Source organism: Halanaerobium salsuginis, assembly GCF_900114545.1.
Taxonomy (GTDB): Bacteria; Bacillota; Halanaerobiia; order Halanaerobiales; family Halanaerobiaceae; genus Halanaerobium; species Halanaerobium salsuginis.
In genome coordinates, this window is the sequence record NZ_FOTI01000002.1 from 37,139 (window position 1) to 52,982 (window position 15,844).

The following is a 15,844-nucleotide window of genomic DNA, read 5'->3' on the forward strand; positions in this document are numbered from 1 at the left end:
ACTATTCCTCAGCTTCCTCTTTCTGCTGTTCTTCAGCTTCAATTGTTCCTTCTTCAAGTCCAACTTTTTGTCTAATCTTTTCTTCTATTTCCTGCATTATTTCTGAATTATCTTGCAAAAAGTTTTTGGAATTTTCTCTTCCCTGGCCAAGTCTAACATCTCCATATGAATACCAAGAACCAGCTCGATCAATAATTTCTGTATCAACCCCAAGATCAAGCACACAACCAGATCTAGAAATACCTGTTCCATACATAATATCAAATTCTGCACTTCTAAAAGGAGCTGCTACTTTATTCTTTACTACCTTTACTCTGGCTGTACTTCCAATTAATTTATCACCATCTTTAATGGATTGAGAACGTCTCATTTCAATTCTAACTGATGAATAAAATTTCAAAGCTCTTCCACCAGGTGTTGTTTCTGGATTGCCAAACATTACACCAATTTTTTCTCTAATTTGGTTGATAAAAATAACGGCTGTTTTAGATTTACTAATTGCACCAGAAAGCTTTCTCATTGCTTGAGACATCAAACGCGCCTGTAAACCAACATGAGAATCCCCCATATCACCTTCTAATTCCGCTTTTGGGACAAGGGCAGCGACAGAGTCAATAACGACTATATCAACCGCATTACTGCGTACAAGAGCTTCTCCAATTTCAAGAGCCTGTTCCCCACTATCGGGTTGTGAAATTAATAGATTATCAATGTTTACACCCAAATTTTTTGAATATTTAGGGTCAAGGGCATGCTCAGCATCAATAAAAGCAGCTATACCGTCTAATTTCTGAGCTTCTGCAATAATATGCAGAGCTAGAGTTGTTTTACCAGAAGACTCATTACCATATAGTTCAATAATTCTACCCCTGGGAATTCCTCCTACTCCTAATGCTAAATCTAATGGTAGAGCACCAGTTGGAATAGATTCTACATTTAACTTATTTGATTCGCCTAATCTCATAATTGAACCTTTACCAAACTGTTTTTCAATTCGTTTTACCGCTTTATCTAATGCTTTTTCTTTTTCATTTGTAGCCAAGCTTATCTTCCTCCCCAAATTTATTTAAATTTAACCGCTATTTTGTCTTTAACAATATTATAGAACAAATGTTTACTTTTTGCAAGCCGCTAAATTAAATTCAAGCTAAATAATTGCCTGTATTCTGATCCAGCTGAATCTAATTTGCTTTCATAAAGAGCTATCCGTTTAAGTTTAGCATAAATATTAATAAAACTATTTTCTAAAAATTTATCTTCTATATTTACTTCAGCCTGGTTTTTTTGACGTGCTAAAGTAAGATGAGGGATAAAATTTCTTTTATCCCTTATTAATCCAGTTTTCATAAGTTTTTTCTCAAGATCCAATCGATAAGATTTTAGCTGATCTGTGCCATTAGCAGTTGCTAAATAAAGCACCTTCTTTGCAGCCAGATCAGGAAATGCTCCCAGTCGATCAAACTCCAAATACTCAGGCAATAAACTAAGCTTACTTTCTTCTAAAGCAACAACTAGACTATTTCGAAGCTGTTTATCTGCTTCAGGAATAAATTTTAATGTTAGATGAAAATTTTTCGAATCTACCCAGCGGTAATTATTTTCTAAAGATGATTTTAAAGCACGGGTTTGCTTAATAATTAGATCTTTGCTTTGTTGGCTAAAATCAACTGCAATAAATAATCTCATTTTAATCACCTGATATTTCAAATTAAAGCCTATTTGATATTTAAAATATTTTCAACTTTATCTAAGAGCTTTCGTGCTGGCTGATAGGTATCATCAATATGAAGAGCCTTACGTAGCTCAGAACGAGATGCTTCCATCATTTCTGCTCTATAATATGCCAGTCCTAGATAATATCTACTTTCTGCATATTCTGGATTTTTATCTACAGCAAGCGAAAACTTAGAAATAGCCTGATAATAAGCTTCTTTTTCTAATTGAACCTGACCTTCAGCCAAATAGGCCTCTACATAATCAGGATTATACTGGAGTGACTTATCATAATAATTAAGGGCCTGGTTATAGTTCTTTGCTTGTTTTGCTATATTGCCTAATAAAAAATAACCGTAATAGGAATTATGATTAATTTCGATAGCTTTTTCTAAAGCTTTTTGAGCAGCTGCATATTCTTCCAATGCAAAGTAACTTTCTCCTAAACCAATATAATAAGGAGTAAAGTTGTTTTTATTTTCAATTCCCTTTTTATAAATTGAAATTGCTGCTGCGTAATTATCTAATCTCTGATATAAATTACCTAAATTAAGATAAACAGATTGCTGTTCACTATCTAATTCTATGGCTTTTTCATAATATTCAACAGCTTTTTTATTCTTATTTTCTTTTTCCATTATTTTAGCAAGATAAACATAGTCTGCAGCAGTTGAATCAGCTTTAATGATTTCCTGATAAATTTGTTTAGCAGTATCAGTTTTACCAGTTTCTAAATAAGAACCAGCTAAATCACGTTTAAAAGCGGGAGTATCTTTACCCAGCTCAGCGGCTTTTTTTAAATACTTAAGTGCACTGGCAAAATCAGCACTATCAAACTGATTATTCTTATTTAAAAACAATTCACCAATTCGCCAATTCAAATCAGCACTTTGATATCCTCGCTCTTCAAGCATCTCAAGTCGAGAAATAGCTTTTTGAGTTTTTAAATTTTTAGCAGCTGTCATTGAAGCATAATAAAGCGCACTAAATTCAAGACCTTCATCTAATTGATAATCAGCTAATAACTGATCAAATTTAACTGAAGCAGCTGTAAAATTTTGCTTATTATATTCAGCCAATGCTTCTGAGAACAAATCAGAAGCAGTTAATTCTGTCTGAGAAGTACTAATGGAATTATTGTCAGCCAAAACATAACTCACCGGATTAAAAATCAATAAACTTAAAATAAATAAAATGGTCATTTTTTTAAACATAATTTATCCTCCTCTTTAATTTTAGTTAGCAAATTCTTTAATTCTAAAAATAAAAATTGTGAAGCATAAAATCTGTTCAGAGAACGGCCATAGCTTTTCTCTAATTTCCAACTACGAATCTCACCTTGATAATAAATTGCTACGAACATGGTTCCAGCAGGATGACCCTCCAAAGGATCAGGTCCAGCAGCTCCAGTGGCTGAGATTCCAATACTAGTCTCCAAAATATTAGCTACATTTGCTGCCATTTTTTCGGCACATTGTTTACTAACTGTACCATATTTATCTAATAATTTATTATTTATTTTAAGTAACTTATTTTTTAATTCTTTAGTATAAGCAACTACTGATCCTTTAAAGAATCCAGAGCTGCCAGCTTTGGCAGTTAAACGTTCTGCTAAAGTACCACCTGTAAACGACTCAGCTGCTGCAATAGTTAAACCCTGCTCTTGAAGTGTCTTAGCAACAATATCTACAATATCTTGATCATCAAAACTATAAAGATAGGTTGAAAACTTATCTTTAATTATTTCTGTAGCATTCTTAATTAACTGCTGCCCAATTTGTTCAGCAGCATAATTATTTTTACTATTAAACTTTATTCTTAGTTTAACTTCTCCTCTACCAGCCTGATAACTAATTATTAACCGCTGATCGAGTTTTAATTTTTCTATTTCAGCTGCCAGAGTTGATTCACCAATTCCAATAAAATTAAATTCCTGGCTAAGAAATTTGTTTTCTGTTAGACTTACTAAATCTGCTTTTATCTGCTTATTAAAAATACTTTTTAATTCAATTGGAACTCCAGGTAATAAATAAAACTGCTTTCCCTGAGCTGTGAATTTCAAAGCAGGTGCTGTTCCATGCCTATTTTCCAAAATTTCAGCTCCTGCCGGCAAATAAGCCTGCGAAAAATTATTTTCGCTTATTTCTGACTGAGTTTTTTTGAAAAATTTAACTAAACTTTTTTCGATTTCAGCTGAATAAGTCATTTCAATCCCTAATTCTTCTGCAAAAGCTACCTTAGTTATATCATCTTTAGTAGGTCCTAGACCACCACTAATAAAAATTAAATCTGCTGCCTGGCGAGCATAATTTATATTTTGTTTGATACTTTCTTTTTGATCTCCACAAATAAAAATATTTACTAGTTCTATTCCTACTTCTGATAATTCTCTAGCAATAAAATTAGAGTTACTTTCTTTGACTAAACCTGCAACTAATTCTGCTCCTGTCGCTATAACTGCTGCTCGCAAATTACTCACCTCATCTTTATTATAACATCAAAAAAAAAATAAATCGACCTGAAAAAGGTCGATTAGATTAGAATCCGATTAAATTATTAAATTAAATAAATCACTATTTTTAATATAACAAGAGAAAATAAGCCAGCCAATAAATCATCCAGCATTACTCCCCAACCAGCTGGCAATGATTGTATCTTATCTATAATTAATGGTTTAGTTATATCAAAAACTCTAAATAAAATAAATCCTAATAGTAAAATAGTTAGACTAGGTTTTTGTATTGTAAAAAAAGTTAATAGTTGACCTGCCATCTCATCAATTACTATTTTACTTTCATCTTTAATTCCGTTTTGTTTTTCTTCAAAATTAGCAATCGCAATTCCACCCAGGCTGAGAGCAAAAACTACATAAAAATTATTTAGCAGAGGGAACAAATATAACAAAAAAATCATTAATAAAGATCCCCATGTTCCTGGAGCAGTTGGTAGATAACCAACATAAAATCCAGTTGCTAAAAATCGACTAACTTTTTTCACCATAACTGCTCCTCCTTAAGAATAATCAACTTTTGTCCCTGCAAAATAAGTATACCCAGAATAAATTGTAATTAAAACTGCCAGATAGATTAAAGCATTAATTAAAATTACCGGCAAACTAATTAAGCCAGGGTTAAGCATAAGAGCAATTACAGTTATAATCTGAATAGTTGTTTTCCATTTACCCCAGTTATTGGCAGCAATTACTGTGCCTTGATTAGCAGCAATAACTCTTAAACCAGTTACTGCTAATTCTCTAGCGATAATAATTATAACTGGCCAGGCAGTAATTTTACCCAATTGAATAAAAACAACTAAACTAGCAATAATTAATAATTTATCTGCCAGTGGGTCAAGTATTTTACCAAGAGAGGTTATCAAATTATATTTTCGTGCATAATAACCATCATATTTATCTGTTAAAGCCGCCAGTATAAATATGATTAACGCCAATAAGTCACCAATAAAAGAGCCCTGTAATAAACAAATAATAATAATCGGAATTAATAAAATTCTTAGCAAAGATAGCTTATTTGGTAAGTTCATCCTTAATCTCTCCTATCAAATCATAGTGAAAAGCTTCTTTTATTACAGCCTGATATATTTTACCAATCTCTAAATTATTATCCCTAATTGGTAGATAAATTTGATTGTCAATTTCAGGAGCATCATAGCGAGATCTGGCTAAATAATTTTCTTCTTCCTTACCTTCAATAATAACTTCTAACTGCTGGCCAATTAACTCCTGGTTTTTCTGCAGAGAAATTTCTTGCTGCAGCTGCATAATTTCTTCTTTTCTAGCAGCTTTAACAGCTGCTGGTATTTGATCTGGTAAATTATAGGCAGCAGTTCCTTCTTCCCGGGAAAATTCGAAAACTCCTAATCTATCAAATCTATATTCCTCTACAAAATCTTTTAGTTCAGCAAAATCAGCCTCAGTTTCACCCGGGAAACCAGTTATTAAAGAGGTTCTTAATTTAATACCAGGAATTCTTTTTCTAAGCTTATTTATAATATTAGCTATTTCCTGACTATTTCCTTTACGATTCATTAATTTTCTTATTTTAGCAGCTGAATGTTGAATAGGTAAATCTAAATAGTTACAAATTTTTTCTTCTGCCGCCAGAACATCAATTAACTCATCGTCAATAAATTCAGGATAGCTATAGAGAAGCCTGATCCATTTTAGATCTTCTATCTCTACTAATTTTTTTAATAAAGGGGCTAAAGCTGGTCTGCCATAAATATCCACTCCATATTGTGTTGTATCCTGAGCAATAATTATTAGCTCATTAATTCCAGAATCAACAATCTTTACTGCTTCTCGATAAACATCTGCTATTGATCTGCTTTTAACAGGACCCCTAATTTGTGGGATACTGCAATAAGTACAGTTGTTATTACAGCCTTCAGCAATCTTTAAATAGGCAAAAACTTGATTATCAATTTCGCGTGGTAGAGCAGAATTATATTCAAAACCAGCCTTAGTAATTCCACCACTTTTCTTCCCAGCTAGACTTGCTTTGATTACCGAAGCTATTTGATCAAAATTTGAAGTCCCCAAAATCGCATCAATTTCAGGAATCTCAGCAGCTAATTCTTCACTATAACGCTGAGTCAAACAGCCAGTGACTATTACAGACTGACAGCTATATTCATTTTTATAATTTATTGCAGTTAAGATTGTATCAATTGATTCTTCTTTTGCATCCTGGATAAAACCACAGGTATTAATTATAATTGTATCTGCAGTTTCAAAGTCTGATGTATAACTAAACTCTTTTTCTTTACTCAAAAAACCCTGCATATACTGACTATCTACTTCATTTTTAGGACACCCAAGGGTAAGCAACGCATATTTTATCATTTTAACTCCTTTTTAATTAACAATTCAAAATAAATTAGAAATTTCACTTTTTAAGTCTATAACTACAAAAAAGCCCAAAATGGGCTTTTTACTTAACAAATCAAAATGGTCGGGCTATCCGGATTTGAACCGAAGACCTCTACACCCCCAGTGTAGCGCGCTACCAAACTGCGCCATAGCCCGCTGCCAACAAAAGCTATTATATAAAACTATTCAACTTTTGTCAAATAATTTTTCAGCTCAAAATTATACTTGATTTTACTGAGCTCAAACTGCCTAACTGTTACTTTACAAAGGTAAATTTTTTCAAATAAATCATTGCTTTTTCAGAATAATCTGTGACAACAAAAATTTCCTGCAAGGAAGCACTATTTTTACCAATCATTTTTATTCCAGTCGGAGTATTATATTTCAATTGTAAGTAGGCAGGAGTCCCACTACCTTTTCTTCTATTTATTCTTCCTGGAATAATACTCTTAATTAATCTAGAATCGGCTATTTCTTCCAATAAAGGTAAAATATCCTCGATAATTGTATGTTCTTGTTTTATTTTATTATGCCGATACTTATTAGCCATTATATCACATCCTGCTTTAAATTATAACACTGAAATTTCAGGACTGCAAATTAAGGCATAAAAAAAAGAAGTCACTAAGACTTCCAAAATACAAATGGAGCTGATGATCAGACTTGAACTGATAACCTGCTCATTACAAGTGAGCTGCTCTACCAATTGAGCTACATCAGCAAATATTTAATTAAAATTTAAAATGGCAGGGGAGACAGGACTTGAACCTGCAACCAATGGATTTGGAGTCCACGACTCTGCCAATTGAGCTACTCCCCTAAAAAAATGGAGCTGATGATCAGACTTGAACTGATAACCTGCTCATTACAAGTGAGCTGCTCTACCAATTGAGCTACATCAGCAAATATTGCTACCTGACTAAAATTATGTATTCAAAGATAACTACAGCTAAAAACTATAATTAAAAAAATCACCACCCCTGAAGAACAAAGGGCGTTTTCAATCAAGCAATAACTATTATAATGGAGTTAGCTCTTAAGGTCAAGTCATTATAAGCTGATTATTTTAGTTTAGATTGATTTAAATCCTAATTTCTTTTTTTTTCTTTAAAATACTGATAACCCTATCTTTTTTTTATTGCCGCTATTTCAGGGGGTGGCCCGGGCTGATTTAAAAATTTATAGCTCAAAACATTATATTCATGACAATTAAGTTGACTTACATAATTCAAAACTTTTGTTTTCTCTTGACTACCTCCAGGATGGCCACTGTAAATCACCAGAATAACTATTCCTCCCTGCTTAATTAATTTAAGTAGTTTTTTTACTGCAATAATTGTACTATCAGCTCTTGTAATAATACTTTTATCTCCTCCTGGTAAATAACCAAGATTAAATACAGCTGCTTTTATATTATCTTTTATATAATAATCGAGGTCAGCATGACTAGCTTTAATTAGCTGAACCTGACTATTTAACTTATTTTTAATTAATAGTTGTTTACTATTTTCTATTGCAGACTGTTGAATATCAAATGCATACACCTGCCCTTGATCACCTACTAATTCTGCAATAAACTTAGTATCATGACCATTACCAGCTGTTGCATCAACAGCTGCATCTCCTGATGTTAAATGCTGTTTTAATAAAAAATGAGAAAATGCAACTGCACTAGCAAAATCATTATTTTGTTTGCTTTTCATCTAGATCACTCCAGCTCGCTTAATTATTATTAATTTATATCAGCTTTAATTTTAAAATTAAAGTTGATAAGTATATTAGAACCTAAGAAAGATAAATAAATATATTTTAATTTAATAAGCTTTAAAGGTATATTAAGCCAATTGACCAATAAACTGCTTTACTGTATACTATTAATTGTGCTTGTCAATTGCACAATTGTGTGCCCTCATCGTCTAGGGGTCAAGGACACCAGGTTTTCATCCTGGCGGCAGGGGTTCGAATCCCCTTGAGGGTGCCATTATAATTTAATATTTAAGTTTGGAGGGGTGCCCGAGTGGTTAAAGGGAGCAGACTGTAAATCTGCCGGCGATGCCTACAAAGGTTCAAATCCTTTCCCCTCCACCATTTTCTTAAAATAATTAAACACCCAATAGCTGGGTGTTTTTGTTATTCATAGATATTATTAAAGATTAAAATTCTCAATCAATTACGCAAATTGTTTATTTCTAACTGCTGATCATTAATCTCTATTTCCGTCTCTGCTATTTGTCCAGCCTCAGCCCAGGGACCATACTCCTCGCCATTAATTTTAGCTTTAACTGCACTACCATTACCAATCTTTAAATATATCTTTTGTTTAAAATTAAAACTACGTGTATCACCTGCTGATAAAATACCGCTAAATACATTATTCCCATCTGTATCAACCCTAATCCAGACTACATCACTAGCTTCAATTTCTATCATAGTTTCGGAATCTGCAGAAAGATCACTAATTTCAGTTTTTTCTGCTATATTATTTTCATTTTCTAAACTAGCTGTATTTTGAACTTCTTCTGAATCTAAAGCTGAATTAGTACTTAGCTGCTCAATGGCCAGATCGTTACTATTATCTGATTCAGAATCAGCAGAATTATTAGCCACAGTAGTTTCACTATCAAGATCAGAAGAATTATTCTTGTTATTGCCAGCACTTAGATTATCCTCTGCAGTTGATAAAATATTCTCTATTGACTCAGTATTTTCCTCCAGTATGTCTGAACTAGTTTGACTATTGTTTGCTTGCTCCAAATTTTCATTATCTGCATTATCCAGAGAATTTAGATCAAGCTCTATTTCACTATTATCACTTTGGATCTGATTATCTGTTAAATCTTCTCCAGCTGAATTGTTATGTTCTATAGTATTCTCAGGTGGTAAAATAGATATCTCTCCCTGATTATAATATTGATAGGCAGCTGCTAAAGCAGTAATAATAAGGACAGCAATAACTAACAGTAAAAAAAAGCGCCAGGGACTTTTTTTATTTTCCCGCTTAAATGTGGACTTCTTATTTGCCTCATCAAGATAGCTAGTATTTAGCTTCTGATTATTTTCATTTGTGATATTAACATGTAAAATCTCATAATTAGCAAGTAATTGCTGATAATCAACTCCAACTTCTCTAGCATATCCTTTTACAAAAACTTTAAGATATACATTACCAGGCAGCACAGAAAAATCATTAGCTTCAATTGCTTCTAAATATTTTTTTCTTATTTTAGTAGCCTCTTGAATATCCTGTAGAGACAAATTTTTTTCCTGACGGGCATTTTTTAACAAAGTACCCAACTCAATTTCTTCCAATGTAGATCCCCCTTTATAATAAAATGATCTATTTAAAATATTAATTAAATTCAAATTTAATGACACTATTTAATATTATAACACATTTTTCTCTTTTGTTTAATTGTTTCTGCTTTTTATTTTCAATTTCTAATAAATAGACAATTTCTAATAAATAGACAATATATCAGAAAAAAATAATTAGGATAATTATTTATAAATTACTATAATTTTATCAAAAATAAAAGGATGGCCAGTAGCCATCCTTTTTAAATAATTTATTTTACTATAAATATAAAGGTTATTTTTCACCCTTATAATAAGGTTCACCAGATGCAGCAGGAGCAACTGATTTACCAAAGAAGCCAGCTAATACAACTAGAGTTAATACATAAGGTATTGCATTAATCAATTCCGAAGGAATGAAAGCAAAATCTACCCTGACAGCAATTGCTTCGGCAAACCCAAACAACATGGCTGCCCCAAAAGCTCCTAAAGGATTCCATTTACCAAATATCAAGGCAGCCAGAGCAATAAAGCCTCGTCCAGCCGACATCTCTCTAACAAAAGCACTACCATCTCCAATCGAAAGATGAGCACCAGCCAATCCAGCTAGAGCTCCACTGATTAAAACGCTTATAAAGCGCCATCTATTAACATTGATACCCAAAGTATCTGCAGCTGCCGGATGTTCGCCGATTGCTCTAATTCTTAAACCCCAGGGAGTTTTATAGAAAATAAACCAGACAATAGGCACTAAAACAATTGCAATATAAGTAATTGGATTAAATCTAACTCCAAAAATACGAAAAGCTGGTAGTCTATTAACCATTGGTGAAGTACCTTTTACTCCAAATAAAACTTGTAGTAAAAAAATAGTAATTCCAGAAGCGAAAATATTTATTCCGGTCCCAACTACTACCTGGTTAGCTTTAAAGAGAACACAAACAACTGCCAAAATTGCCGCAAATGCTACTCCAGCTATCATAGAATATAAAACTCCAATCCAGGGGTTACCGGTGCTTGCACTACCGTAAACTGCCGCAAAAGCACCAATTAAAATCATACCTTCTAAGGCTATATTAACTACTCCTGAACGCTCAGAAAACAAACCTCCCAGAGCAGCAAGAATTAAAGGAGTTGCAAATCTAAAACTAGCTAAGATTAAAGAAAGCGAAAATATTTGTTTTAAAGTTTCCATTATTTAACCCCTCCTTTAGCTTTCTTTTTACCAATATAAACCTTTAAAACCTGGAGGGTAGCAACAAAGAAAATAACAAGTGCCTGGATTATCATTACAATTTCTGATGGAATCCCGGAAAACTGCATTTCTAGACCACCCTGTGCTAAAGCTCCAAATAATAAACCACCTAAAATAACTCCAATTGGATGTGTTTGACCAATTAGAGCTACCGCAATCCCGGTAAACCCATAGCCAGCATCCATTCCACTCATAAAGCTTAAATGAGTTCCTAAAACTTCACCTACACCTGCCAGACCAGCAACTGCACCACTAATAAACATGACTACAATTATACTACGACCAGCATTAATTCCACCATACTCAGCTCCATCTGGATTAAAACCAACTGCTCTAATCTCATAACCAAGAGTTGTTTTAAAAAGTAAATACCAGAGTACTATAGCAGTTATAATCGCCAACACAAAATTAAGATGCAGGCGAATAGCAGGGTGATTAAAAAGTTCTGCTAAAGGCAGTTTACCTAAGATAGGATGATCAGCCAGCTGATTAAATCTAAGCATAGCTGCAGTATCCATAATTTTTGGAGTAGCAGGCCTACCTGTATCTCTAAAATAATTAATTCCATAATTAATTGTCAAAGCAATAGCTATATGATTCAACATTATTGTAGCAATAACTTCGTGCACATCCATTTTAGCCTTTAAAAACCCGGGCAAACCTCCCCAGAGACCTCCAACTAACATCCCAGCTATAATTGCAAAAGGAAGATGGATAAATCCGGGTAAAGAAGTAAAATAAAAACCAACTACCCCAGCAGCAAAGCCTCCCATTAAAAATTGGCCTTCAGCTCCTATGTTAAAGAGACCTGCTCGATATGGTAAGGCAACAGCCAGGCCAGTTAAAATTAAAGGAGTGGAACGCCACAAAGTATTAGCAATAGCAGAAAAATTACCAAAAGCTCCAATATAAAGGGCAGAATAAGCATCAAGGGGTGACTTATTAGTTAAAAATATAAAAAGTGTTCCTACAAGTAAAGCAATAATAATTGATAATAACGATAAACCTAATTCTGTCATAACAGATTTTAATTTAGCAGAAAAATTACTCATTCCCTTCACCTCCTGCTCCAGAGCGAGAACCAGTCATTAAAGCACCAAGTTCTTTTTCATCGGTTTCTGAAGCTTTTACAATATCAACGATTTCACCTTCATATATAACAGCAATTCTATCACTTAAAGAAAGAACTTCACTTAATTCAGCCGAAACAAGTAAAACTCCAGCCCCATTATCACGCCGTTCTACAATTTGTTTGTGAATAAATTCAATTGACCCAACATCAACTCCTCTAGTTGGCTGAGAAGCGATTAAAAATTCTGGGTCATGCGAGAATTCACGAGCAACAATTAGCTTTTGCTGATTACCACCAGATAAGTTTTTAGCAAGAGCTGTAATGCCTCCTCCGCGAACATCATATTTATCAACCAATTCTTGAGTATTTTCTGCTATTTTTTCATAATTCATAACTCCATGTTTAGAAAATGGCTCAAGGTCATGATAACCAAGGATTATATTTTCTTTTAAATCAAAGTCCATAATTAGACCACGTTTTTGCCGATCTTCAGGAATATGAGCTACCTTTTCGCGTTTAATTTCCCGGGCATTATAATTTGTAATATCTTCATTACGTAATAAGACCTGACCAGAATCTATCTTACGTAGTCCAGTTATAGCTTCAACCAGTTCGCTTTGTCCATTACCTTCTACTCCGGCAATACCAAGTATTTCTCCTTTTTTAACAGAAAGAGAAATTCCTTTTACTGCCTGAATATTACGATTATCACTAACTTCTAAGTTATCAATTTTCAAAATTTCATTACCAGGTTTAGCCTCAGTTTTCTCAACCTGAAGTAAAACTGGGCGGCCAACCATCAATTCAGCAACATCTTCCTTTGTAACATCTGCAGTAGCCACAGTATCAATACTTTTGCCAGCTCGAAGCACAGTTATTCGATCTGAGATAGTTTTAACCTCTTTCAATTTATGAGTTATAAAAATAATTGTTTTACCCTGTTCTTTAAGCGAAGTGAAAATTTCAAAAAGTTCGTCAATTTCTTGAGGGGTCAAAACAGCTGTTGGTTCATCAAAGATTAATAACTCAGCTCCCCGATAAAGTGTTTTGATTATTTCCACCCGCTGCTGCATTCCAACAGAGATATCAATAATTTTGGCATCTGGATCAATGAAAAGTCCGTATTTATCAGAAATATCTTTAACCTGTTTTTTAGCCCGTTTTTGATCTAGCATAATTCCTTTGCGAGGTTCACTACCCAACACAATATTTTCTGCAACAGTCAAGGTATCAACTAACATAAAATGTTGGTGAACCATACCAATCCCCAGATCAATTGCAGACTGGGGTTCTTTTAGCTTTGTTGGTTGGCCTTTAAAATAAATTTTCCCACCATCCGGGGTATAAAGACCATACAAAATATTCATTAAAGTAGTTTTACCAGCTCCATTTTCACCAACTAGAGCATGAATTTCGCCCTTTTTAATTGATAAATTCACATTATCATTGGCTTTTACTCCTGGAAAAACTTTTGTTATATTTTGCATATCTAAAATATAATTATCTTCCCTGGACATTATTATTCCTCCCTAAAAATCCTTAAATTTAATTAAGGCTCTGCTAATTAGCAGAGCCTTTAAATTACTTGTTAAATGTTCTAATTTATTAAAGGTCTTCTGGTCTACCAGTTACTCCCCAATTTTCAACCTCAATATCTCCACTTATAATTTTAGCTTTGATATCTTCTATCTTTTCTGCATAAGGAGCTGTAACATCTTTTTTCATCTGTTTAATAGTTGCCAACTCATCAGCAGTAATTGTTCCATTTTTTTCTGCCTGAACAACAGGTAAACCAACTTCTGTTAAACTTGTTAAATCTACACCCCCGTCAGCTAAAGTATAGAGTAAGTTTTGACCGCCTTCGTAATTGCCATCAACCACACTTTTTACAGTATCATAAACTGCATTATCTACTTTTTTAAGCATACTTGCAATAACATGACCTGGAGCAACAAAGTTTTGATTAGAATCTACACCAATAGCATAAATATCTTCTTCTTGAGCTGCCTGGAAGACACCAGAGCCAGAACCACCAGCAGCATGATAAATCACATCTGCACCATCATCAATCATACCAAGGGCAATTTCTCTACCACGAGCAGGGTCACCAAAAGAATCTGCATATTTGCTTTGAATAGTAATATCAGGATTTATATATTTTGCTCCCTGATAAAAACCACCTTCAAAACGGTGAATTAATGAGTAATCAACTCCACCAACAAAACCAATATTATTTGTTTCTGTTGTCAACGCAGCCAGAGCACCAGCGAGGAAAGATCCTTCCCATTCGGCAAAATTTAAGGTAACAATATTATCTGGCACATCTTCGAATGATTGATCTACATGAGCAAATTTCACATCAGGATATTCTGAAGCGACAGTTTGTAAGCTGTCTGCCATTTGAAATCCTACTCCTATTACAAGATCATAACCTCTTGAAGCAAATCTCCTTAACGCAGTTTGATCTTCAGAAGGATCTGCAGGTTCGATATAGTCAAAGTCAATTCCTAACTCAGATTTGGCCTTTTGTAATCCTCTGTAAGCTGCATCATTAAAAGATAAATCTCCTAAACCACCGGTAGATAAAACAATACCTACATTTGTTTCAGCTGCAGCAGGTAAAGCAACAAATGCAGCTAGCAAAACAACAGTTAATACTACTGCTAAACTAATAAATTTTTTTAACAAATTAATAACCTCCTTGAATTTTATGATGATGTTAAAATATGTGAATTATAAATATAATATAACATTTTTAATTTTCATTTGCAACAAAAAGGAAAGCCTTTAAAACAGTCAGAAGTGTTACTAAATTTAAAAAGTTTAGCGAGTTCTTAAGACTCTGAACTGAAACTGATCACTCCTAAAATAATTCTTTGAATAAAGAAATAATTGATCTTTTTCATCATAATGAAGCTGTTTTAATAATAGCAGCGGCATATTTGGCTGAACTTCAAGTTTAGAAACCAATTTTTGGTTAGCGATGACTGGATTAATTTCAGTTAATGCATATTTGATTTTTAAACCATATTTATTTTCTAAAAGATCAAATAAAGAAGCTGTAAAATTCTCTGTTTCTGCAAGTGGAAAAAGTTCAATATTCAAGAAATCTTCACAGTAAACAACCGGTTTGCCATCAGCAGTTCTAATCCTCTTTAGTTGTAATAATTTAGTGCTTGGTTTGACCTTCATTTGTATGGCCAATTTTTTGCTGGCAATTATAGACGCTACTTCTAGACCAATTGTCCCAGCCTGATAACCTTCTTTTTTAATTGTATCTGTAACACTAAACAGTTCTTCAATTCCTTTTTTAAATCGCGGAATAGGTTCAGCAATAAAAGTACCTACCCCCTGTGTTTTAATAATCTTACCTTCCTTTTCTAGCACTCTTAATGCTTCTCTTAAACTAGCTCTACTGACATCTAGTTCTCTAGCAAATGCTGTTTCAGAAGGAAGTTTGTCACCTGGTTCATAATTACCTGATGCAATTAAATTATCTATGTGTTCTTTAATCTTCAAATAGAGAGGCCGTTTATCATATTTTAAAATAGTTACTCCCTCCTTTCATCAGACGTCATACCTGTCTGACAACTAACTAAATAGTACCACAATTCTAAAA

General features: G+C 33.4%; 15 protein-coding genes and 6 tRNA genes. 2 read left to right on the plus strand and 19 right to left on the minus strand.

Translation table 11 applies throughout. From position 1 onward, the window contains the following. Position 1 precedes the first annotated feature (1 nt). From recA to mnmM, 13 genes are all read right to left on the minus strand, one after another. Positions 2-1,042, minus strand: coding sequence for a recombinase RecA (gene recA, locus BMZ74_RS01140; protein ID WP_089858361.1), 1,041 nt, complete (start codon positions 1,040-1,042; stop codon positions 2-4). Positions 1,043-1,131: 89 nt separating this feature from the next. After that, on the minus strand, positions 1,132-1,686 hold the full coding sequence (gene thpR / locus BMZ74_RS01145) for an RNA 2',3'-cyclic phosphodiesterase (RefSeq protein ID WP_089858364.1): 555 nt from the start codon (positions 1,684-1,686) through the stop codon (positions 1,132-1,134). A 29-nt stretch (positions 1,687-1,715) separates the two neighbouring features. Beyond that, a complete protein-coding gene (locus BMZ74_RS01150) occupies positions 1,716-2,927 on the minus strand; it encodes a tetratricopeptide repeat protein (RefSeq protein WP_089858366.1) in 1,212 nt (403 codons plus the stop codon). Beyond that, on the minus strand, positions 2,912-4,183 hold the full coding sequence (locus BMZ74_RS01155) for a competence/damage-inducible protein A (protein WP_089858369.1): 1,272 nt from the start codon (positions 4,181-4,183) through the stop codon (positions 2,912-2,914). The genes BMZ74_RS01150 and BMZ74_RS01155 overlap by 16 nt, the downstream gene beginning before the upstream one ends. 86 nt (positions 4,184-4,269) lie before the next feature. Further along, complete coding sequence (locus BMZ74_RS01160) at positions 4,270-4,713, minus strand: phosphatidylglycerophosphatase A family protein (RefSeq protein WP_089858372.1); 444 nt, start codon at positions 4,711-4,713, stop codon at positions 4,270-4,272. 12 nt (positions 4,714-4,725) lie between these two features. Then, positions 4,726-5,256 (minus strand): CDP-diacylglycerol--glycerol-3-phosphate 3-phosphatidyltransferase, encoded by a 531-nt coding sequence (pgsA, locus tag BMZ74_RS01165; protein WP_089858375.1) that lies wholly within the window; start codon positions 5,254-5,256, stop codon positions 4,726-4,728. Beyond that, positions 5,240-6,577 (minus strand): 30S ribosomal protein S12 methylthiotransferase RimO, encoded by a 1,338-nt coding sequence (gene rimO / locus BMZ74_RS01170; protein ID WP_089858378.1) that lies wholly within the window; start codon positions 6,575-6,577, stop codon positions 5,240-5,242. Before rimO ends, pgsA begins: the two co-directional genes overlap by 17 nt. Positions 6,578-6,683: 106 nt before the next feature. Further along, a tRNA-Pro gene (locus BMZ74_RS01175) sits at positions 6,684-6,760 on the minus strand. 100 nt (positions 6,761-6,860) lie between these two features. Continuing rightward, entirely contained in the window at positions 6,861-7,154 is a 294-nt protein-coding gene (locus BMZ74_RS01180) for a DUF2103 domain-containing protein (protein ID WP_089858381.1), read from the minus strand. 95 nt (positions 7,155-7,249) lie between these two features. After that, positions 7,250-7,325: transfer RNA gene (locus BMZ74_RS01185), tRNA-Thr, on the minus strand. Positions 7,326-7,348: 23 nt separating this feature from the next. Further along, positions 7,349-7,424, minus strand: a tRNA-Trp gene (locus BMZ74_RS01190). A 7-nt stretch (positions 7,425-7,431) separates the two neighbouring features. Further along, positions 7,432-7,507 (minus strand) — tRNA-Thr (locus BMZ74_RS01195). A 221-nt stretch (positions 7,508-7,728) separates the two neighbouring features. After that, positions 7,729-8,307, minus strand: coding sequence for a tRNA 5-(aminomethyl)-2-thiouridylate-methyltransferase MnmM (gene mnmM / locus BMZ74_RS01200; protein ID WP_089858386.1), 579 nt, complete (start codon positions 8,305-8,307; stop codon positions 7,729-7,731). 202 nt (positions 8,308-8,509) lie between these two features. Between mnmM and BMZ74_RS01205 the strand changes: the two genes are divergently transcribed. Together BMZ74_RS01205 and BMZ74_RS01210 are read left to right on the plus strand one after the other, a co-directional pair. After that, a tRNA-Glu gene (locus BMZ74_RS01205) sits at positions 8,510-8,585 on the plus strand. A gap of 22 nt (positions 8,586-8,607) precedes the next feature. Continuing rightward, positions 8,608-8,692, plus strand: a tRNA-Tyr gene (locus BMZ74_RS01210). Between the two features lie 78 nt (positions 8,693-8,770). On the opposite strand, the gene BMZ74_RS01215 is transcribed toward BMZ74_RS01210, so the two are convergent. The 6 genes from BMZ74_RS01215 to BMZ74_RS01240 form a co-directional block, all read right to left on the minus strand. Beyond that, entirely contained in the window at positions 8,771-9,913 is a 1,143-nt protein-coding gene (locus tag BMZ74_RS01215) for a helix-turn-helix domain-containing protein (RefSeq protein WP_143070133.1), read from the minus strand. Between the two features lie 280 nt (positions 9,914-10,193). After that, positions 10,194-11,093 carry an ABC transporter permease gene (locus BMZ74_RS01220; RefSeq protein ID WP_089858391.1) on the minus strand — a complete coding sequence of 300 codons (900 nt, stop codon included), beginning with the start codon at positions 11,091-11,093 and terminating at the stop codon, positions 10,194-10,196. Then, positions 11,093-12,205 (minus strand): ABC transporter permease, encoded by a 1,113-nt coding sequence (locus tag BMZ74_RS01225; RefSeq protein ID WP_089858394.1) that lies wholly within the window; start codon positions 12,203-12,205, stop codon positions 11,093-11,095. Before BMZ74_RS01225 ends, BMZ74_RS01220 begins: the two co-directional genes overlap by 1 nt. Then, positions 12,198-13,742, minus strand: a complete 1,545-nt coding sequence (locus BMZ74_RS01230; protein WP_089858396.1) for an ABC transporter ATP-binding protein — start codon at positions 13,740-13,742, stop codon at positions 12,198-12,200. The genes BMZ74_RS01225 and BMZ74_RS01230 overlap by 8 nt, the downstream gene beginning before the upstream one ends. An 88-nt stretch (positions 13,743-13,830) precedes the next feature. Continuing rightward, positions 13,831-14,913, minus strand: coding sequence for a BMP family lipoprotein (locus tag BMZ74_RS01235; protein WP_089858399.1), 1,083 nt, complete (start codon positions 14,911-14,913; stop codon positions 13,831-13,833). A gap of 135 nt (positions 14,914-15,048) precedes the next feature. Beyond that, positions 15,049-15,744, minus strand: coding sequence for a GntR family transcriptional regulator (locus BMZ74_RS01240; RefSeq protein ID WP_245750775.1), 696 nt, complete (start codon positions 15,742-15,744; stop codon positions 15,049-15,051). Positions 15,745-15,844: the final 100 nt, after the last annotated feature.